This is a genomic window from Pseudoalteromonas sp. ECSMB14103, assembly GCF_000813065.1.
GTDB lineage: Bacteria > Pseudomonadota > Gammaproteobacteria > Enterobacterales > Alteromonadaceae > Pseudoalteromonas > Pseudoalteromonas marina.
The window spans coordinates 29,221-50,653 of the sequence record NZ_JWGY01000008.1 but is presented as its reverse complement, the minus strand read 5'-3'; the positions used below and the strand labels follow the sequence as shown (position 1 = coordinate 50,653).

18 protein-coding genes and 1 tRNA gene are annotated in these 21,433 nt (G+C 38.7%); 11 read left to right on the top strand and 8 right to left on the bottom strand.

Annotated elements, in window-relative coordinates:
* Positions 1-43 precede the first annotated feature (43 nt).
* The 5 genes from RF53_RS13305 to RF53_RS13285 all read left to right on the top strand — a co-directional run bounded on the left by RF53_RS13305 (position 44) and on the right by RF53_RS13285 (position 4,091).
* The gene (locus RF53_RS13305; RefSeq protein WP_039037968.1) at positions 44-1,531 is read left to right on the top strand and encodes a LysM peptidoglycan-binding domain-containing protein; all 1,488 of its coding nucleotides are present in this window, start codon (positions 44-46) and stop codon (positions 1,529-1,531) included.
* Positions 1,532-1,597: 66 nt separating this feature from the next.
* Entirely contained in the window at positions 1,598-2,086 is a 489-nt protein-coding gene (locus tag RF53_RS13300) for an FKBP-type peptidyl-prolyl cis-trans isomerase (protein WP_039037967.1), read from the top strand.
* Between the two features lie 20 nt (positions 2,087-2,106).
* Positions 2,107-2,835: an SDR family NAD(P)-dependent oxidoreductase gene (locus RF53_RS13295; protein WP_039037966.1), complete on the top strand. Its 729-nt coding sequence runs from the start codon at positions 2,107-2,109 to the stop codon at positions 2,833-2,835.
* Entirely contained in the window at positions 2,832-3,671 is an 840-nt protein-coding gene (locus RF53_RS13290) for an amidohydrolase family protein (protein ID WP_039037965.1), read from the top strand. Before RF53_RS13295 ends, RF53_RS13290 begins: the two co-directional genes overlap by 4 nt.
* Before the next feature lie 51 nt (positions 3,672-3,722).
* On the top strand, positions 3,723-4,091 hold the full coding sequence (locus RF53_RS13285) for a hypothetical protein (protein WP_039037964.1): 369 nt from the start codon (positions 3,723-3,725) through the stop codon (positions 4,089-4,091).
* A 72-nt stretch (positions 4,092-4,163) separates the two neighbouring features.
* Here the strand turns inward: RF53_RS13285 and RF53_RS13280 are convergent, their stop codons facing one another.
* From RF53_RS13280 to RF53_RS13265, 4 genes are all read right to left on the bottom strand, one after another.
* Positions 4,164-5,339, bottom strand: a complete 1,176-nt coding sequence (locus RF53_RS13280; RefSeq protein ID WP_010556678.1) for a mandelate racemase/muconate lactonizing enzyme family protein — start codon at positions 5,337-5,339, stop codon at positions 4,164-4,166.
* Between the two features lie 26 nt (positions 5,340-5,365).
* Complete coding sequence (locus RF53_RS13275) at positions 5,366-6,133, bottom strand: class II aldolase/adducin family protein (protein WP_039037963.1); 768 nt, start codon at positions 6,131-6,133, stop codon at positions 5,366-5,368.
* A 141-nt stretch (positions 6,134-6,274) separates the two neighbouring features.
* Positions 6,275-6,598, bottom strand: coding sequence for a c-type cytochrome (locus RF53_RS13270; protein WP_008128263.1), 324 nt, complete (start codon positions 6,596-6,598; stop codon positions 6,275-6,277).
* Positions 6,599-6,778: 180 nt separating this feature from the next.
* Positions 6,779-7,318 (bottom strand): DUF2058 domain-containing protein, encoded by a 540-nt coding sequence (locus RF53_RS13265; RefSeq protein ID WP_006791224.1) that lies wholly within the window; start codon positions 7,316-7,318, stop codon positions 6,779-6,781.
* 196 nt (positions 7,319-7,514) lie between these two features.
* On the opposite strand from RF53_RS13265, the gene RF53_RS13260 reads away from it, so the two are divergent.
* The gene (locus RF53_RS13260) at positions 7,515-8,663 is read left to right on the top strand and encodes an MFS transporter (protein WP_039037962.1); all 1,149 of its coding nucleotides are present in this window, start codon (positions 7,515-7,517) and stop codon (positions 8,661-8,663) included.
* Here RF53_RS13260 and RF53_RS13255 read toward each other — a convergent pair.
* Entirely contained in the window at positions 8,630-9,130 is a 501-nt protein-coding gene (locus RF53_RS13255; RefSeq protein WP_008128252.1) for a prolyl-tRNA synthetase associated domain-containing protein, read from the bottom strand. The two genes, RF53_RS13260 and RF53_RS13255, sit on opposite strands and share 34 nt — an antisense overlap.
* 2 nt (positions 9,131-9,132) lie before the next feature.
* The gene (locus RF53_RS13250) at positions 9,133-9,528 is read right to left on the bottom strand and encodes a hypothetical protein (protein WP_039037961.1); all 396 of its coding nucleotides are present in this window, start codon (positions 9,526-9,528) and stop codon (positions 9,133-9,135) included.
* Between the two features lie 166 nt (positions 9,529-9,694).
* On the opposite strand from RF53_RS13250, the gene RF53_RS13245 reads away from it, so the two are divergent.
* From RF53_RS13245 to RF53_RS13230, 4 genes are all read left to right on the top strand, one after another.
* A tRNA-Ala gene (locus RF53_RS13245) sits at positions 9,695-9,770 on the top strand.
* Positions 9,771-9,921: 151 nt separating this feature from the next.
* Positions 9,922-11,184, top strand: a complete 1,263-nt coding sequence (locus RF53_RS13240) for an ABC transporter substrate-binding protein (RefSeq protein WP_039037960.1) — start codon at positions 9,922-9,924, stop codon at positions 11,182-11,184.
* Positions 11,184-14,048, top strand: a complete 2,865-nt coding sequence (locus RF53_RS13235; protein WP_039037959.1) for an ATP-binding protein — start codon at positions 11,184-11,186, stop codon at positions 14,046-14,048. Before RF53_RS13240 ends, RF53_RS13235 begins: the two co-directional genes overlap by 1 nt.
* Positions 14,049-14,094: 46 nt before the next feature.
* Complete coding sequence (locus RF53_RS13230; protein WP_039037958.1) at positions 14,095-16,302, top strand: two-component system response regulator; 2,208 nt, start codon at positions 14,095-14,097, stop codon at positions 16,300-16,302.
* Positions 16,303-16,360: 58 nt separating this feature from the next.
* Here the strand turns inward: RF53_RS13230 and RF53_RS13225 are convergent, their stop codons facing one another.
* Both RF53_RS13225 and proB read right to left on the bottom strand, forming a co-directional pair.
* Complete coding sequence (locus RF53_RS13225; protein WP_039037957.1) at positions 16,361-17,608, bottom strand: glutamate-5-semialdehyde dehydrogenase; 1,248 nt, start codon at positions 17,606-17,608, stop codon at positions 16,361-16,363.
* Complete coding sequence (proB, locus tag RF53_RS13220) at positions 17,605-18,711, bottom strand: glutamate 5-kinase (RefSeq protein ID WP_006791232.1); 1,107 nt, start codon at positions 18,709-18,711, stop codon at positions 17,605-17,607. Before proB ends, RF53_RS13225 begins: the two co-directional genes overlap by 4 nt.
* An 832-nt stretch (positions 18,712-19,543) precedes the next feature.
* Here proB and RF53_RS13215 point away from each other — a divergent pair.
* Positions 19,544-21,385 (top strand): cation:proton antiporter, encoded by a 1,842-nt coding sequence (locus RF53_RS13215; RefSeq protein ID WP_006791234.1) that lies wholly within the window; start codon positions 19,544-19,546, stop codon positions 21,383-21,385.
* Positions 21,386-21,433 lie beyond the last annotated feature (48 nt).

The window sequence follows — 21,433 nt, the reverse complement described above, 5'->3', positions numbered from 1 at the left end:
GATTGTGTTAAAATAATAAAAGGAATTTATTCAAGTGATCACTATGCGCAGTTTGATATTATGCTTTTTAGTACTTTTTTTGTTTGGTTGTGAATCAACTGAGCAAAAGCAGGCAGAGGCACCTCAAATATTTACTCATTTTGAGCCTGATTACGCTAATCACCAAAACGTAGATGAACCGATACCCCAAAAGCAACAAGCACTTCTTATTGAAGAACAAAGCACGCCACTAAAGGTTAAAAATAGAGTCGTAAAAAAGCGCCCACCAAAAACGACTGATTTATGGGTGCACATTGCTAACAACTTACACTTTACGGTTTATCAAAATCGGGCTTTAAAAAAACGCATTAAGTGGTATCTAAAACAGCCTAAATACCTAACAACGGTAAGTAAGCGTGCAGCACCCTATTTATACCACATTGTAAAAAAGATCGAGCAAAGAAACCTCCCTATGGAAATAGCGTTACTGCCTTTTGTGGAAAGTGACTTTAGACCTACCGCTGCCTCATCGCAGCAAGCTGTTGGCGTATGGCAACTTGTCGGTGCAACCGCGTATCACTTTGGTATAAAGTCAGATCAATGGTACGACGGACGCCAAGATGTACTTGCTTCAACCGATGCTGCGCTGGATTATCTGAGTTATTTACATAAACGTTTTAATGGTAACTGGCTACATGCATTAGCCGCCTACAATAGCGGTGAAGGACGCGTAAAACGGGCCATAGAGAAAAATACTAAACGAGGAAAAAGCACTGACTTTTGGTCGCTCAGCTTGCCAAAAGAAACTGCTGATTACGTACCAAAATTACTCGCTTTAAGTTATTTAGTTAAGCATCCACAAAAAGGCATGAAGCAACCCAAACTTGCCTATAAGCCACTCACCACACAAATGAATATAGGTCAGCAATTCGATTTTTCAGTTATTGCTAAGCTGTCTGGAATTGGGTCAAAGCAGTTACATGCAATTAACCAAGGGTATTTAAAAAATCAAAGTTCGCCAAACGGACCACATACCTTACTACTGCCAATAGGCCAAGAGGCACTTTTAAAAAGTCAGTTTTTTAAATCTAACTTTGCTGGTGAATACATAGTAAAGCAAAACGATACACTTTATGGCATTGCAAAGCGTTATAGTATGTCGGTCAAAGCGCTTAAACAGCTTAATAACAAAGCCAATAACTTTATTGGTATAGGCGAAAAGTTATTGGTTGGGCAACCCAAAACCTTACCAAGCTCTTTAACCATAGATTACAAAATAAGCCCTTATCTAGAACCTCAAGAAGATATTGCCATCCCAACAATAGAAATAGACTACACCGTAAAAACCGGTGATAGCCTGTGGAGCATTAGCCAACTTTACGACGTACCACATAGCGATTTAGCTAAGTGGAATAAATTATCAGCCTCAAGTATTTTAAAGCCCGGCAGTCAGCTAGTACTTTTTATTCCTCAAGCTGAAAAACCTAAAGCCAAGCCAATCAAAAAAGACCTACTGCTTGATCTGCAAAAAACACTAAATCAACCACGTTAAGTTTATAAACCAATCTATTTCGCGTAAAATCACGCCCTAACATAGTTATTATTGAAAGAGATCAGCATGCAAATTAGTAAAAATTCGGCAGTAGAGTTTCACTACACACTCAGTGAAGCAGGTGAGCAAATTGAAAGTAGTGTAAATGATGCACCACTTAGCTACATCCATGGTAGCGAAGGCATGCTTCCAGGTTTAGAAAAAGCCCTTGAAGATAAAAGTGCCGGCGATAAATTTAGTGTAACACTTGAACCAAGTGAATCTTATGGTGAGCGAGTTGATGACTTAATTCAACGCATTCCACTAAAGCATTTACAAGGCGATGTTAAAGTATGGAAACCAGGTATGACCGCAATGGTTCAATCTAACCAAGGCCGTCATCAAGTGACTATTGTTAAAGTTGGTCGTTTTAATGCCGATTGCGACCTGAACCACCCATTTGCAGGTAAAACTCTGACATTTGATGTTGAAGTTGTATCGGTACGCGAAGCAACCAGCGAAGAGATTTCGCATGGCCATGTTCACGCTGAAGGCGGTTGTGGCCACGCTCACTAATTAGCGAAAAAGGAACAAGTATGTCAAAAGTTGCAATTGTAACAGGTGGTACAAAAGGGATTGGCCTAGCGGTAGTAAAACGCTTACTAACCAGTGGCTATGAGGTACATAACCTTGATATCACACCAAGCAATGTAGGTGTTTTTCATCATTGCGATGTAAGTGATGTAGAGGCTGTCCGCCGCTCGATAAGCGCGATACATGAACAATCTCAACGTATTGACGTACTGGTTTCTAATGCAGGAAAACACTTAAGCGCAAATATAGAAAGCACTGATGAGCAAACGCTCGATGCGCTATTTGCGCTTAATGTAAAAGGCGCCTATGCGGCAGTACAAAGCGTACTCCCAACGATGAAGGCAAATAATGCGGGTTCTATTATATTAATAGCATCCGACCAAGCATTAATTGCCAAGCAAAATTCATTTGCCTACAACCTCACTAAACATGCCCTCGCCTCAATGGCAAAAACTACGGCACTTGATTATGCACGCTTTAATATTCGTGCTAATGCAGTGTGTCCAGGCACAATTGAAACCCCTTTATTTCATAACGCAATAGACGCTTACTGCGATAAAAGCGGTGCAAACAAAGCCGATATAGTGGCAGAAGAAGCCAGTCTTCAACCTCTAAACCGATTAGGTCAAGCCGATGAAGTAGCCGCTCTTGTGGGTTTTTTAGCAAGTGACGATGCAAGCTTTATTACTGGCAGCTTACAAAGTATTGATGGCGGCTATACAGCCCAATGAGTACAAATATAATTGACCCGCATGTTCATTTTTTTAATTTACTTGATGGTCAATACACTTGGCTACAAGGAAGCAATCCTCCTGCGTGGCCCAATTTAGAAAAAATAAAACGGCCTATTAGCGCACAACAACTTGCCAACAGTACCGACTTTAAATTAAAAGGCCTTGTTCACATAGAAGCAGGCTTTGATAACTCAACCCCAATTAAGGAGCTAAATTGGCTAAGCAAGCATTTAAGTGAAATGCCATTTAAAGCTATTAGCTTTAACCAAATAGATGCGCCTGCTGAGCAATTTAGTAATGCACTAAATGCGCTTGCTCATTCAAGCTTATGTGGCATTAGAGATATAACCGAAGGAGATGACGCAGTAAGGCTAAAAAGCCCTAGCTGTATTCATAATCTTGATTTATTAGCAGCAAACAAATTGCATTTTGAAGCACAATTTGAGTTACACAATATTAGTGTGGCCAATCATATTGCTCACTGTGCAAAACAATTACCTCACCTACAAATTATTCTTAACCATACAGGGTTGCCTGATGATTTGATCTCTTGGCAAAAAGGCGTTGAACTACTTGCCCAATATAGCAATATTGCCATCAAGTTTTCTGGCTTTGAGTTATTAGACCTGACACAAGCACAACAAAAAGCCTGCTTTAAGTGGCTTTTACAACATTTTGGCGAGCAGCGTATTATGTTTGCTAGTAACTTTCCGGTATGCCAAATAAACACGCATTACAATGCCCTATGGCATCAGCATTATGCGCTATGTAATAGCCATAGCCTTTGGCTTAAGCTCAGCTACGCAAATGCAAAGCATTACTACCAAGTGTAAGTAAAAGTCGTTATATTTAATTTCTATTATGCTTAAAATGGCGTAGGTTTTATGAAAAACACATTATTCATTTCGAGCTTAGCTTTGTGCGCTTTATTAAGTGGCTGTATATCGCAACACGCTGAACCCACTCCAAAATTACAACATGCATTACTTTTAGCGCCTAATCAAAGCGCGGTTAACAAAGTAATCAATACCCTTATGAATATGCAAAATATAACGTTAGATGACGATGTATTTACAATAAACAGTGTGGTTACGCTGAGTAATTTAAACGAAAATAACATAATAAAAAGTCATCAGCTTAATCCACCCGACCAATTTGAGCTGATGATAAAAAACAAACAATGCTTTATACGTCACGTAGATAGCAAAGCAACTCAAGAGCTCAAAGGTGTTGAGTGCGTAATTAACGAATGACCTTAATTCTGCTAATAAAAAGCCGGTAAGTGAATAGTCACTTACCGGCTGTTATAATAACAAGCTTAGTTATTATTTTATTTCTACACGTTGCGACCGCATTACAATCTCATCGTTTAGCTCAATACCCAAACCTGGCTCTTCAGATACTTCAAAGAAACCATTTTTAGGTTGTGGGTCTTGTAAACACAACTCGCGGTTCCACTTTTTAATTGCGTACGTGTGGTGCTCATGAATTAAAAAGTTAGGAATAGCTGTTTCTAAATGCAGTGATGCAGCCGTTGCAACTGGCCCACCACATACGTGCGCCTGAATGCGTACATCAAAAATATCAGCGTAATCGCATACCTTTTTAGTTTCAGTAAAACCACCACATAAACCGATATCGGGCTGAAGTACGTCAATACTCTGATCTTCTAAATAAGGACGAACCCCCCAGCGGTTATACAAGCGCTCACCACCTGCAATTGGCACATTAACTTTATCTGCTACTTTGGCATGCAATGAGTGATTTAAGTAGTTCACAGGCTCTTCAAAGTACATACAATCAAACTCTTCGGCTATTTCACCAATTTGAATTGCAGATGTAGCACCCGGTAAACTATGGCATTCAAAAATAATATCCACTTCATCACCCACGGCTTCACGAATAGCTTGCATACGCGCGCGGTATAACTTCATTTCTGGGCGTGAAATAATATTAGTTCGGTCGTAATAGGTATTACCGTCTTTATCATATTGAATTGGATCTACCTTAACCGCATCGTAACCCTCAGCTATGGCTTTTAATGCTGCCTCTGCGTATTCTTGTGGCTGAACTAGCGCTTTAAATTCGCTATCCCAGTCAAACTGCAGTTGCGATGCATAAGTACGAAGCTTGTCGTTAACCTTACCACCAAGTAATTGATATACCGGTAACCCAAGCGCCTTACCTTTAATATCCCAAAGCGCAGTATCAATAGCACTCATTGCAGCGTACACAACGGGTCCACCACCTAAACCCCAAAAGCTTTCTCGTAACATGCGAGACCATAGCTTTTCGGTCTGAAAGGGGTCGTGCCCAATTAAAAAAGCATCTGCCATTTCTTTGATCATGGCGGCAGCTGCGCTATGACCTAAATCATAAGCAAGACCCGCCTCACCAACACCACTAATGCCTTCATCAGTATGAATGCGAACGAATACAGGTGTCCATGCTGGGCGCTCTGGACAATGAATATCAAATACTTCTACGCGATTTACCTTCATAAAAATTCCTTATTAACCTGTTAAGGTTATTTTGCAAAACTGGGATCAAGCCGATACGCTTTACGTAGCATAGCAGGCCAAGCAAGCTGGCCTCCGGTGCTACCGCTATGAACCACATTGGCTTGATTATAAATATTGTCGATAATTGGTTGAGGCACGGGAATTACTTCTTGCGAACTAGCTTGCAGCGCTAATTGTATTTCGCAGGCGCGCTGTAAGTCGTAAAAACGCATAAACGCATCGCCTACAGTAGGGCCTACAGTTAACCCACCATGGTTAACTAATAACATGTGATTAGTTGAGCCTAGATCATCCTGAAGGACTTTGCGCTCATCATCATTAACTGCAAGGCCTTCGTAACCGTGATATGAAAGCGATGGCAATGAAAACATAGAATACTGGCTCAGTGGTAATAAGCCCTGTTTTTGCGTAGCCACAGCAATGGTTTCTTTGGTGTGCAGGTGAATAACACAATGCGCATCTTCTCTTACTTCGTGTATTGCACTATGAATAGTAAAACCAGCAGGATTAATGCTAAAGGGAGTGTCGTCGATTATATTCCCGTTTAAGTCTACCTTAACCAAGTTTGACGCGGTTACTTCGTCAAATGTTAATCCAAAAGCATTAACAAGATAATAGTCAGTGCCCGGTAAACGCGCTGATAAATGCGTATAAATTAAATCTCCCCAGCGAAAATGATCCACTAGCCGGTAACAGGCAGCAAGGTCGACACGAAGTTGCCACTCTTGAGCAGATACTTTATTTTTTAAATCGAGTTGGGGTAAATCAAACATAGTAAGCCTTTTAAAATACACACATAACAAGTGCGAATAGATGTTTAGAAGTCTAAAACACTCTGTCTTTTATAGCAATCAACAAACAAAAACAGCCACACGTGTGCGGCTGTTTTTTAAAGGGTGAATAACTGCTTTGAGTTATTTTACTTTAGATAAGTAGTCTGCAATAGCTTCAAACTCTTCGTCTGTTACTGTAGCAACCATTGCTTTCATCGCCATAGACATACCATTATTACGCGCACCCGACTTAATGTCTTTCATTTGCGCAACTAAATAATCTTTGTTTTGGCCATTAAGTTTAGGGTACATACCCATAATTGGTGCTTTACCATCTGCACCATGGCAGGTTTGACAATTTTTTGCAGTGTAAAGAGCGGCGCCATCGGCAGCAGCTGCATTAAACGAGAAACTTGCGGCTAAACTAATGCCCGCGCCTAGTATTAGTGTTTTCATCTTGCTCATTGTATTTACTCTTCTTTTTTGACGGTTAGAAAAAACTGTTCAATTGATTGTAGTCAACAATCAAATAAAAAGCATACGTTAGAAACGATGCTAGACGATCAACTTAATCCTACACTGCTAGCTCGTTTTATGCTCATAATTAGTTTAGCAAATAAATATGAGCAGACGCTTAACTGATTGTTACCATACTAAATCGTCTGGCACTTCAAAATCTGCGTACGGATCGTCTTCATCTTTTGGTTTATTTTCAGCTTCAACATGAAAAACAATGTATTTTTCGTCAACTTCAGCCACCTTGCGAGCGGGTTCGTCTTCTAATACATAAAACTGCCCTTCTAGGACACAGATTGCTAAACGACCACCCGACAATGCTTTTTGAGTGTTTTCATTCACTTCAATACTTTTAACTTTTTTGTCGTAAGTAAAATTAAAGGTTCGCTCACCACGAATAGCATCTTGGTTGTTGTGCTCTAAAATTTGTTTAACGCGCGCTTCTTGCTCACGCTGTTTAAGGCTAACTTGGCGAACTTGGTTAAGCTCTTCTGCTTTTTTCTGCTGCTCAAGTTTAGTTTGTTGGATATGCTTTTGCAGATCACTAGGGTTACTTGTCGCCCCCTTTTTTTGTTTTTTTTGTTGCTTACGTTTTTCTGATTTAGCAACTTTAGCTTTATGCGATGTTGTTAACCCTGCTTGAAGCAATTGGTCTTGTAATGAACCCATGGCATTGTTCCAGTAAAAACTAATATTACGCTCATTTTAATCATCAACGCGTTTAAATAACAGTGCTATTGGTATTAATCTAACAAACTCCTTCATACTAAGCATGATATAAAACAATAATCGTACTTTTAATTATCAATTAGAGGTAACTTTCAATACAATAAAGTAGCCAACTAGCTAACTCATAAGCCAAATAATGCGCTTAATTCATCTACTTGCTTGCTCCATTGTTATATTTTTTGTGCTTTATGCACCTCAACCGTTACTGAACTTATTTGCGAGTGAATTTAATGTATCGCCTGCCGTTGCTGGTAGCCTTATGACGGCAACCATGCTGCCACTCGCTATTGCACCATTAGTATACGGCTTGTTTTTAGCTAAACAGAATCCTTTAAAAATACTTCGTATTGCAATGATAGTACTGAGCTTTAGCTGCTTGCTATTTATATGGGTGCCTAGTTTTGAGCTCTTACTGTTAGTAAGGTTTTTACAAGGCCTTACTCTTCCCGCAGCATTAACCGCCATGACCAGTTTCATAGGGATAAGCTTTAGCGCTGATACACTTCAAAAAAATATGACACTTTATATAGGCAGCAGTATTGCAGGTGGTTACTTTGGAAGAGTACTTGCTGCACTGTTTAGTGACTTATGGCATTGGCAAAGCTTTTATTACTTAATTGCTTTTATGCTTGTTTTTTTAGCTATGCTAATTAAGCCCCATAAATTCAACAACATTGCTACTCACGCTCAAAAATCACCTCTAGATTACATCAAACAACTTAAGAAAGGTCCTGTTTTAAAAGTTTACAGCGCTGTGTTTTGTATGTTTTTTTGTTTTGCTGCTTTACTTAATTATTTGCCTTTTATACTGCAAAAAACATTTTTAATTACCAACACTCGTGATATCGGATTAGTTTATAGCGGCTATTTAATTGGTGCTTTGGCATCTATTGCGACGCCTTGGTTACTAAAAAAAGCACCTTCAGCTTGGCACGTATTAGCGGCGACTTTCATTTTTTATAGCCTTAGTATTGTTGCGCTAATAAGCCACCAGCTAAGCGTATTTTTAACTGCATTCACGCTATTTTGTGCGGCTATGTTTATTATTCATTCAACCGCAGCTCCACTGGTCAATCAAATAAGTAAAGCACCACCAAGCGTGACAAACGGAGGGTATGTCTCGTTTTATTACAGTGGTGGGGCGAGTGGCTCGCTATTACCGGGTTTAGTTTATCAACAGTACGGACAAACAGCATTTATGTTTACCTTACTTGTTGTTTGTTTGTGCGGCTTTTTTCTTATTACCTGGGCTTACCTTGACGGTAAAAACATGACGCGCGGTTGATGACCCGTATGCTTAAAAAAGGTTTCTAGGTCTGATTTACTCAAAATCCATGTCAGCGTATTTTCAAAGGGGTGGCAGTGAAATAACTCACCAAACCAAATATCTTGATCTAACCATACTGTTACCGCATTTTGTTTATCGTTTAGTAGCGCAAGCATTGATACACACCCTGGTGCAACTTTTAAATAGGTTGCTAAACGTTCGCTTGAAGCGAACCCTAAACGCGACAAACCTTGCTGTTTAGAGAGCGCTTTTAGGTCCAACTGCTTATTGTGAGCTGTAATCACTAAAAAGTGACGTTTACCTTCGTTATCACGCAAAAATAAATTTTTTAAACGGGTACCTGGGCGTTCAAGCAGTAATTCATCCGCTGCTAAGCTAGTATGTAAAGGTGGGTGTTCGATAACATCGTAATTAATATTTAAATGCGCTAAACACGCCTCTAATTTTGTTTTGTCCGCTAACATAGTTACAAACAACGCCCTCTTAATTGCACGCTTAGATCTCGCCACAGAACGTCTGTTATTTCATGATTATTAGCGCAGTATTCACGCGTTGTAAGCTCTTGCTTTAATAATTCAACGGCCCGGTCTTCTAGTTTTAGTTTTAACACACTCGACTCTTCAAAGTGTTCTTGCTCAATATATTCCTTAACTTCACTACGAGAAGGTCTGTTATTACGTCCACGATCGAGATTAAAGTTCTCACGGTGCTTAGCTTTAACTGATACAACATAAGCAAATACATTATTTCCTTGCTCATCTTGTTTTTCAAAAAACTGTTTGTTGTTTATTTCAAAAGGCGGCTCTTCATTTGATGCACAACCCGAAAGTAAAACCATCAGTACCAAAACGCTTTTTTTCATTATTTTCTGTCGTTTTAATGAGTAATTAAGCCGAGTCTATCAAAAATTCATCTAAACTGTGAAAATTAGCGAAAAAATACTTGACCAAATTTATAAAAAAACTTAAAGTTCGTCCCGCTTGGAACTCAGCAGCCAAGCGTTTATGTTATGCATAAACTAGGAATGTGGGGCTATAGCTCAGCTGGGAGAGCGCCTGCCTTGCACGCAGGAGGTCAGCAGTTCGATCCTGCTTAGCTCCACCACTTTCCTACTCCTTTCTCAAATATATTTTTTACTTCAAAAACACCCTAATTCATTCATTTTATTTTGTTTTTCATTTATCTCTATTATCTTGAGTCTTTATCAATTATTAGCTATACATACTTGTATATCTATTAATGCCTTAGGTAAATCATGGACTCTCCAAAACGCTCAACACTTAAAAAGCTTGCAGCTATAGGCTTAACTGCAGGCGCTATAACGCATGTTCCTTATGTTTTTGCTCGTAACAAGGTCACAATAAGAGTGCTTGGCACACATGTAACCTTACAGGACGCAATTCGTAAGCAAGCCATGAGTGATTTAGGCATTAATATTGAATTTACGCCCGCTGGTAGTGCCGCTGTTTTGCAAAGAGCCTCAATGGACCCCAGCTCATTTGATTTATACGAGCAGTGGTCAAACAGTATTAATGTGTTGTGGAATGCAGGCTCAATACAACCCATAGAAAAAAAACGCCTTACTTATTTTAACGAAATAAATAGCCTTACAAAAACAGGAAAGTTATCAGAAGATGCCAATATTGGTGCAGGTGACGCTCCCTTTAAAATATTAAACGTACAACCCGATGGCACACTCAGTGAGCAAGAAAGCGACTTAATAAGCTTTTTACCCTACGTGCACAATGTAGACTCCTTTGGTTATAACACTAAATTTATTAAACCCGGAATTGCCTATGAAACTGAAAGTTGGGGATGGTTACTGGATGAGCAACACAGAGGAAAAGTAGGTATTGTAAATGCGCCTACTATTGGTTTATTTGACTTAGCGCTTGCTGCTAAAGCTAAAGGGCTTGTGAAAATTAACAATATAGGGGCAATGACTCGTATTGAGTTAGATAACTTATTTAAAGTATTGCTCGACTATAAGCGCCAAGGCCACTTTAGCGGTTATTGGAACTCAGTACCTGAATCTGTTCAGTATATGAAAGATGAGCGTGTTCATATTGAAAGCATGTTTTCACCTGCGGTATCTGCGCTAAATGGCCAAGGCATAAATGTGCGTTTTGCTGCTCCTAAAGAAGGTTACAGAGGCTGGCATGGTGTAATGTGTTTGTCGTCACAAACGCATGATAGTGTAAAAGATGCTTCTTACGATTATATGAATTGGTGGTTATCTGGCTGGCCAGGTGCGTTTATTGCTCGCCAAGGTTATTACATAAGCAATCCGCAGCGTTCTAAACCATTACTTTCACAGAATGAATGGGACTATTGGTATGACGGCAAAATCGCAAACACTGATTTATTAGAAACAAATGGTAATATTGCGGTTAGAAAAGGCGAACAAAGAAATGGTGGAAGTTACACTAAACGCTTCAGTAATGTTGCAGTATGGAATACCGTCATGCCAACCTACGACTACAGTTTACAAAAGTGGTATGAGTTAATAAGTCGATAATGCGTTCTATTAAATCAAAAATAATTGCGACCTTAGCGGTACTAGCTGGACTGCTTTTTATACAAAGCTATTTATTTAATCACTTACAAAAATCGTTAACCAGCTTACAAAACATTCAAAACAATGCAATTAGCCAAAGTGAGGCTGTAGTAAAACTAGAAAGAGATGTAATGGCCTTACAAAGCCATGCCGTTGCATTTATTGATGACGCTAATAAAAATAATATTGCAAAGTTTAAAACATATTTAGACCAAGCAAATATTCATTTAGGGCAATTAACATTAAACACGCTAGACAAAACCCCTGAATATAAAAATATGCTTACTCGCCTCAGCGAGCACCTAAAAAACTATGAAACAACATTTGAAAAAGTAGTTATTAACAGACAAAAGCGCGAGCAAATATACTCATCTGGATTTAAGCTGCCCATTGAAGAGCTGCAAAAAAAGGTAATGGCACTTGAGTCAGTATCAAACAATGATAAAAAAATTCTATACAATGATATTTTACTAACCATTAGTAACCTTAAGCATGCAGCTGTCAGCTACCTTTACAAACCTAATTTTGATGAAGCCCAAAATGTGAAGCAAAACCTAGCGTTTTTGCACACAAAAATTAACCGTATGTCAGCTATTAATGACTCCTTGCTTGATAAAACAATTAATCTTAAAAAAACACATAACCAACTAATACTGCTAACACGTAGTTACACCTACTCTGTAAATGTAGTGCTGACAGGGATCGAAAACGAACTTTTATACCTAACTAATAAAATTAAAAGCGCTGAAGAAAAAAAATTAAATTTGGTTAAGTCGCAATTTAATAGTGAATTAACGAAAAAAACCAAGCAAAGCAGCCTATTTACCTTTCTAATTCTGATTATTATTTCGCTGCTTTGTTATTTTATTGTTGCTTTTGTTATTAAACCCCTATCACAGCTTACCTTGTTACTTAATAGTATGAATGAAGGTAAGCCAATTACACTAAAAAATAAGCATGCAAAGCTGAGCGAAATTGCATCTGTGTTAAAAGCGGCTAATACACTTTATTTAAAAAGTGAGGAAACGAAGCAATTACTTGATGAAACACGCGCTTTAAATGTAAAAATGGAAGCTATGAATACAGAGCTTACTCAAGCAATAGAGGAAACAAACAAGGCTAATAAAACAAAAATCGACTTTGTGGCAAATATGAGCCATGAACTTCGCACACCAATGAACGGCATATTGGGTATGCTTCAGCTGCTACAAACAAGCAATATGCCAGTAAAGCAGGAACAATATGCTAAAAAAGCATTTTCTAGTGCGCAGAGCCTGCTGCAAGTTTTAAACAATATTTTAGACTTTTCAAAACTCGATTCTGATAACCTCAAACTTGAGAAAATTCCTTTTACACTCGATACGATCGTATCTAACGTTGAAGATTTATTTTCGATTAATGCACAACAAAAAGGACTAGCTCTAAATTGTGTTGTGCATGCCGACAGACACCTGACTCTGTTGGGCGATCCTATACAGCTAAATCAAATAATTAATAATTGCATTGGTAATGCCATTAAGTTTACCGATAAGGGTGAGGTGTCATTAACCATAGAAGTCATTTTTCAAAAAGAAAACAAAGTACAGTTGCGCTTTAGCATTAGTGATACCGGAATTGGTATGACGCAAGCCCAATCTGATAGGGTGTTTGAATCATTTGCTCAAGGCGACTCAAGTACAACAAGAAAGTACGGAGGCACAGGGCTTGGCCTAACTATTAGCAAACAGCTAACCAAATTATTAGGTGGTGACATACAAGTAAAAAGCGAACTTGGCAAAGGAAGTGAGTTTTTATTTACTCTTCCATTCACCATTGCAGAACAGCAATTAATTAATAACACTGCTAGCAAAAATAACCCTTTACCTGCAAAGGTAGACCTGCCAAAACTAACTGATTTTAAAGCACTTGTTGTGGACGATAACAAACTTAACCAAGAAATAACCTCTGCAATGCTAGGTAAATTTGACCTTAATACAACAATTGCAAACGATGGACGAGACGCTATAGATAAAGTATCAGCTCAACATTTTGATATTGTATTTATGGATATACAAATGCCCCATATGGACGGCCTTGAAGCAACAAAACAACTAAGAGCTAAAGGTAACAATATGCCTATTATTGCTTTAAGTGCTGCTGTAGAGTCCAGAGATAAAAAAGCAGCCGCTGATGCAGGTATGGATGACTTTTTGGTTAAACCCATTGTATTTGACGCGCTTTACGAAAGCTTAGATAAACACCTAAAAAGTAGAGATAATTTGCAAACAATAAATTTAGTAAAAGCAAAGCAAAACGTTGATAACAATGAAACCTTACTCATGACATTGCTTACTCGATTCATAAATGATAATAATAACTTTTCAGCGAAGGCTGATTTATTAATAAACAATAATGATGTTGCTACTTTAAAGCGAACGGTGCATACACTGAAGGGGTTAGCGGGTACATTAGGGCTAGAGAAGCTGCAAAAGTGTGCATTAGAGACTGAAAAAGCACTACTTGAGGAAAGTTCGCTTAATATAGATTTATTAAAAGAAAATTTGGCAGCAACGCTTTTTTCTATCAAAGAATTATTAGCGACACTCAATTTGGAAAATATAGAGCCGAAACGACACAATCTCGAAGATGAGCTGGTAGTGATAAATGAGATTCACTCACTAGCATTAGCGTCTCGTCCTATCCCAAACGACCTAAAAAGGCATTTAGAAGCGAATAGCTATGATACTGAACACGGCTTATCTAAATTAATAGAGGCGATTAATAGTTTCGACTATCCGTCTGTAATTTCGATTATTGAAACATATAAAGCAGACACAAAGCATTAATGATTGAGTGATTCAGAATTTAAATACTATGTAAAAAGGATTAACAGTGCATTTAACTCATTACACCATAAATAAAAGTGAACAAAAAGCGCAGCGACAAAAGCCTTTAATTCTAATTGTTGATGACGAACCAAGTAACTTACATATTTTGGTAGAAGGGCTTTCAACCGACTACGATGTTCGAATATCGACAAGTGGAGAGCAAGCTCTAACGTTTATTGAGTCTACCCGTCCAGATTTAATTTTACTCGACATAATGATGCCAGGAATGAATGGTTATGAAGTGTGCACTATACTAAAAGGGAAACCCAAAACAAAAGGCATTCCCATCATCTTTGTTACGGCGCTTACAGAAGAAGAGTCTGAAGAAAAAGGCTTTGCTATGGGCGCCATAGATTATATTCACAAGCCTTATAAATTAGCCTTGGTCAGAGCTCGCATTCGTACACATATAACAGCACAAGGTATGCTAGACCGATTAATAGAGAAAAACTTTGACCTACATGACAAGCTGCTTGAAATAGAATCTTTAGCAATGGAGTTGGATGTTAGAGAAAAAGAATTAAAGCAGTTATCATCTAAACATCAACTCTTTTTTCACGCACTAACGAGTACAGCTGACGGAGTTGTGATAACTAACAGTACAGGCAAAATAATCGCGGTTAATCCTTCATTTTGCCGCATCACGGGTTACGATGAAGCTAATTCGTTAAATATGCATATTCACGATATCAAACAAAATAACCAGCCAAATATAAACTTTGAACAAGTATGGCAACACGCAAGTGAAGCCGGCTACTGGAGTGGTGAGTTAGTTACCCGACGCAAAAGTGGTGAGTTATACCCTGAATTGCTAACGTTGAGCCTTGTAAAAAATGAACACGATACTAACGATCACTACATCGGTGTATTTAGCGATATATCAAGCCTAAAAGTGACCCAGGAGCGAATAGATTACTTAACTTGGCATGACGAATTAACCGCCCTACCTAACCGTAACAGCTTCTTAAAGCAGTTAGAGCAGCAATTACAAAGCTGTTCCACTGACAAAAATTTTTCCTATATTTTTATTATCGATGTAGATGGGTTTCACTCGTTTAATGATGGAATGGGCCTGCTAGCCGGTGACCATGTCCTAAAAGAACTAACTAAGCGTATCCATACAAATACTGATAATAATGATATTATTGCTCGCTTGGGAAGCGATGCCTTTGCAACGTTGTCTGTCCTAGATAAAGGCATTGGCAGAGCAAGAGCTCAAATTATTGCAGAGAAAAAAGCACAAGAAATTCTTACATCCGTAAGACTACCTTTTTTTGTTGATTTGCAAGAGGTTAGCCTAACAGTAAGTATTGGTATGTATATATTCCCGCAACATGGGCAATGGGAAAGCGCTATTGAGACTATCAGAAACTGTGAAGCTGCCTGCTATAAAGCAAAAGAGAAAGGGGGTAACCGAGTTACATTTTTTGACACCTCATTTGGTGAACAAGCAAAAAGACGTTTCGAAATTGAGCAAGACCTACGCAAAGCAATCGCTTATAACGAGTTATCGCTTCATTTACAGTCTCAATATGATAGTGATCAAATTTTAAAAGGAGCTGAGGTTTTACTTCGTTGGCAACACACGACAAAAGGCTTTATTAGCCCCAGTGAGTTTATTTCTATTGCTGAAGAGTCTGACGTTATTTATGACTTAGATTGCTGGGTATGTGAAAATGCCTTAAAAACATTAGCTAAGATTAATCAAACACACCCTCACTTAAGTTTATCAATAAACATAAGTGGTCGACATTTCCATGAGCCACGCTTTTTAGCCTTTTTAGTTGAACAGCTAACAATTAATAATGTTATTGCGTCGCAACTCACTATAGAGATTATTGAAGGTACGCTACTAAATAATATGGACTCTGCTATTGAAGCTGTGCATAACCTCAAAAAGTTGGGTGTAAAAGTATCAATTGATGATTTTGGCACTGGCTATTCAAGCCTCACATATTTAAAGCAATTACCAATTCAAGAGCTTAAAATAGACCGTTCTTTTGTGCTTGAAGCGCCAACAAATAAAAATGATAAGTTAATAATTGATATGATTGTGAGTTTGGGACGTTTATTTGAATTAGACGTTGTTGCAGAGGGTGTCGAAAACCAATCACACTTCGATTTACTACAGGAATACCCGGAGGTGATACTACAGGGTTATCACTTGCATAAACCTGAGCCAGTAAACGATTGGCTAGCTAAATTAAAGTGATTTTTATCAAAAATAAAAAGCCGAGCTATGCTCGGCTTTTGTAAAATTAATATAAAATTTATTCGCGAACTTGGCCTTCGCCATTCACTAAATATTTTTCTGTTGTGAGTGATTCAAGCCCCATAGGGCCATACGCATGAAGCTTAGATGTAGCAATGCCAATCTCTGCACCCAATCCTAACTGTGAACCATCAGAAAAACGAGACGATGCATTCACCATCACAACTGACGCATCTACACTACGTTGAAATAACTCAGCTGCGGCTTGGTTTTTAGTACAAATCACTTCTGTGTGATTTGAGCCAAATTGAGCAATATGCTCAACAGCGGCTGAAAATGTAGGTACTACGCGTATCGCGATTTCTAAGTCTAGGTATTCTTCACCAAACTCATCATCAGCTAAAACAGTTGCATTATCAAAGTATTTGGCAGCAAAGCTATCAGCATTGATCTTTACACCTTCTTGACGAAGTACTACCGCACATAAATTTAGGAACTCATCTGCGATATCTTCATGTACAACCAAACCTTCAAGTGCATTACATACACCCGTTCGTTGTGTTTTACCATTAAGTAATAAATTAATCGCAACCTCTAGGTCTGCGTCTTTATCGACATACAAATGACATACGCCTTTGTAATGCTGAATAACAGGAATGGTACTGTTCTCGGTAACAAAGTTAATCAACCCTTCACCGCCGCGAGGAATGATTAAATCGATGCTATCACGTTGCTGCATCAACTCCATAAGAAGTGCACGATCGGGATCTGGAATAACCGAGATTAATGAAACGGGTAAGTTGTGCTTTTCAAGTACACTGTGCATTACACTGGCAATCGCTTGTGAGCTTTTGAGCGCCTCTTTACCACCGCGTAAAATAACGCCATTACCCGATTTAAAACACAAAGCACCAGCGTCTGCGGTCACATTAGGGCGTGCTTCATAAATCATACAAACAACACCAAGTGGTACGCGCATTTTACGAATTTTAATACCATTAGGTCGTTCGGTGATTTCACGAAGCTGACCCACTGGATCATCCAGGCTTACTATAACTTCTATCCCTTCAGCCATCGATTCTATGCGCTCATCGTTCAGAGTTAGACGATCAACCATTGCCGCAGGCAAATTGTTGTCGCGCGCAGCGCTTAAATCACTTTCGTTTTCTTGAATTATAAATGCTTTTTGCTCTCTTAATGCCGCAGCCATTTCTATTAACACTTGGTTTTTTGTCTCGGTGTCGAGTAAAGCAAGTGTATTTGCAGCTTTAGCTGCCTGACGCGAAATATCCGTAATTAAACTCATGACTTCTCCAATAATGCGATATCTTTTTCTGAAATAACAGGTCCAATAGAATCCTGCATTTTTTCACTAAATTCACTTTGTTCGTTGTCTGCAATGAAATTCAGCAAACAACTACTGTAATTTGCGGTCGCTTTAGCTAAACGCGTACCATCTTCACTTCTAACGAGTATGGTGTCGCCAATTGCAAACTCACCATGTACTTCAACAATTTCATCGCCGCGAATTATGCCTGTTTCACCTTCGATTGATTCATCAAATGTTCCATCTACCACAACTTCACCTTGCTCATTCGCAGTGTGTGTCATCCAATGCACAGAATCTTGCATTGGTTTTTCGTATGGTAAAAATATTGTTCCAGGGTTGTCACCCTCTAATAAACGATTAAATGTCTCTTCTTTAAAACCATTAATTATATATGTTGCAATTCCGTGTGATGTTGCTTTTTCTGCCGCTTCTATTTTAGTTTTCATACCGCCGGTACCCACCGCACTGGTAGCACATCCTGCCATGGCGTAAATAGAATCATCAATTGATTTTATTTCAGGTAATAAAACAGCATCGTCATGAAGATTTGGGTTTTTATCGTATAAACCATCTACGTCTGAAAAAATGAGTAAAGCGTCCGCATCAGCGGCTGCTGCAACCATTGCTGATAAATTATCGTTGTCACCTACTTTAAGGTCATCGGTAGTCACCGCATCATTTTCGTTAATAATAGGTAAAACGCCATGCTCTAATAATGTGAATACGGTTTCACGAATACTTTGATAACGCTCTCGGTCGCGCAAGTCACCATGAGTGAGCAAAAGCTGAGCAGATGGAAAGTCAAAAAAGCGGTCCCACATAGCAATCATTTCAGTTTGACCAGCAGCGGCCATTGCTTTTTTTAATACAACTGAACGAGGCTGATCTGATGGAAATAGATGCGAACCTGCTGCAACAGAACCTGATGAAACTAAAATAACCTCAATGCCGCGAGCACGACAACGAACAATAAACTGTGCGATAGTAAGAATATAACGAGAACGACAACCGTCTTGATCCGGTGCAATGAGTGCACTACCCACTTTTAATACAATGCGTCGCCAATTTAACTTTTGCATAAGTCTTCTACTTTCCATTTTATCTGTGCTCAGTTTTAATGAGCTAAACTAAATAGCTACCAATATATGTAGCTTCGAATTTGTGTTTTTTAGCAACACTTTTAAACGCACACAAGAAAGCCAAAATCTAAAAACAAGGCTTTAAATTTAAGCTCAGATATAAAGAAGCAGATACCTTGCAGTGAAAGTAATGCCTATAAGAAAGTTTAAAAAGTGTTGTTTATGCATCGCTGTAAAAAGCCTTGGTGACTTTTTTATTAACAACATACATAGAGCCTCTAAAGTCTGGTACACCAACAGATAGGGTGAAGACTAAAGGACCGAGATTTAACCGCCACGATGGGGGTTAAACATTGAAAGATATCAATTCAACTCAAACTTTAAATGCTTGAGATAAACCGTATCAAGTAATCAAATAAATTATATTTTAGGCGTTCAAATACTGAACCAGCTTCTAAATAACGATTATACCTAGCAAATATGACCGTAACATTAACGATGAATTTATTTCCTAGATAATTTAATTAGATACCTAATTATTCGAACTCGAAGTATAATACGCTAAATAAGGTCGTAAGATCAAGGCTAAAATTCAAACGACCACATTAAAAAGCGTTTAATAACAAACTTTTTTACTTTCAAATCATCAAGATAGAAGGTGTTATTGGTAATTTATAAAATATTTAGCAACGCTAAGCATAATTAATACGTACTAATATTTTGTTAGCGGCTAAAATTAAATAGTAATAGTTGATTTTCCCGTGTATACCCCTTTAATAACAACTAATATCGTTATACTTTAAATAAAATCATAATAAGGAATTCTTAATCTATGTCAGCAATTTACATAGCCGGTATCGCACTCTGTTCAGTGCTTGCCCAATGGGTAGCGTGGGCATTTAGAGTACCCGCTATTCTTTTTTTATTGCTCACTGGCCTGTTACTTGGGCCATTTAGTGGTGTTTTAGACCCTGATGCACTATTAGGCGACTTACTCTTTCCTGTCGTATCATTAAGTGTGGCTGTTATTTTATTTGAAGGCGCCCTTACCCTTCACTTTAGGGAGTTAAAGGGGATTGGTAAAGTAGTCAGAAACCTCTGCTCCATTGGTATGATTGCAACCTGTGTTGTAATTAGTTTAAGTGCCTATTGGTTACTTGAACTCAATTGGCGCGTTGCTGCTGTGCTCGGCGCAGTGCTTGTGGTAACAGGCCCAACAGTAATAGCACCTTTACTAAACTCCATGCGCCCCACACAAGACATAGACCGCATTCTACGCTGGGAAGGGATTGTTATTGACCCTATCGGGGCATTGTTTGCTGTACTGGTATTTGAAGCAGTAATGTTAGTAGGCCAAGGCGAGGTACTAAGCCATACTATTGTTGCTTTAGTTAAAACTGTTGGAGTTGGTCTAACAATAGGGGTAGCAGCAGGCTGGGTTACAACTCAATTAATGCGCCGAGAATGGTTGCCATTTGAATTACATAAGTTTGGTATTTTAGCGCTGGTATTAATTAGTTTTTCTGTATCAAACTACTTAAGCCATGAGTCAGGCTTACTGGCAGTAACGGTATTTGGTATTTGGCTTGCGAATCAAGATGACCTAGAAATAGACTCTGTTTTAGAATTTAAAGAAGACTTGTCGATGATTCTTATATCAACGCTTTTCATCTTACTCGCAGCCCGTTTGCAGCTTTCCGACTTAATGATGTTAGACAGTGATGTATTTATATTTTTAGCGATTGTGTTATTCGTAGCACGCCCTTTATGTATTGCTATCTCTACCTTTGGTACCGACTTACCAATTAAATCTCGCTTAGTACTCGCTTGGATTGCGCCAAGGGGAATTGTAGCAGCCGCTGTTGGTTCGGTGTTTGCACTTAGTATGATGGAAGCGGGTGTGGCTGATGCAGAAAAAATGGTTCCACTTATTTTTACAGTTATTATTATAACTGTTGTACTACAAAGCTTAACAGCAATCCCTGTGGCTAAGTTGTTAGGTGTGCGCCAACCGTCACCTAATACTATTTTAATTATTGGGGCTAACCATGTGTCACGTGCTATTGGTCGGGGCTTAAAAGAGCAAAATATACCTGTTCACCTGTCAGATCCGGCATGGGAAAACTGTAAAATGGCACGTATGGATGGCTTACCTTGCTATTATGGTAATCCGCAATCAGAGCATGCTGAACGATACTTACCGCTTACAACTATCCGAAGTGTTTTAGCGCTTTCACCAAACAGGCATCACAATGCATTAGGTGTGCAGTATTTTTCACATTTACTCAATGAAAAAAACGTGTTTTCGCTACGCTCATCAACAACACACGCTAAAGCCAACAAAGACAGTGCGACATTTTTATCGCGTCAAATATTATTTGGGGATGAAGGTTCGTACGCTCGCTTAAGCAGTGTCATTGCTAAAGGCGGAAAAGTAAGTGCTACACGTATTTCAGATGAGTTTAGCTGGGAGCAATACTTAGAAATGAACCCTGAGGCTATCCCTTTATTTATTCTTAAAGGAGATAAAGACAACGATGACGATACACCAGCTAAAGTAACACCATTCACACTTAATATGGACAAACCGCCTCAAGAAGGTGAGCGTATTGTTGCACTGCACCCCCCAAAAATGTCGTTATTAAAAGACCCTCAACCTAAAGACAAAGAATAAAGTTAACTAAAATAATGCTCACAAAAAAGCCCTAATTTTATTAGGGCT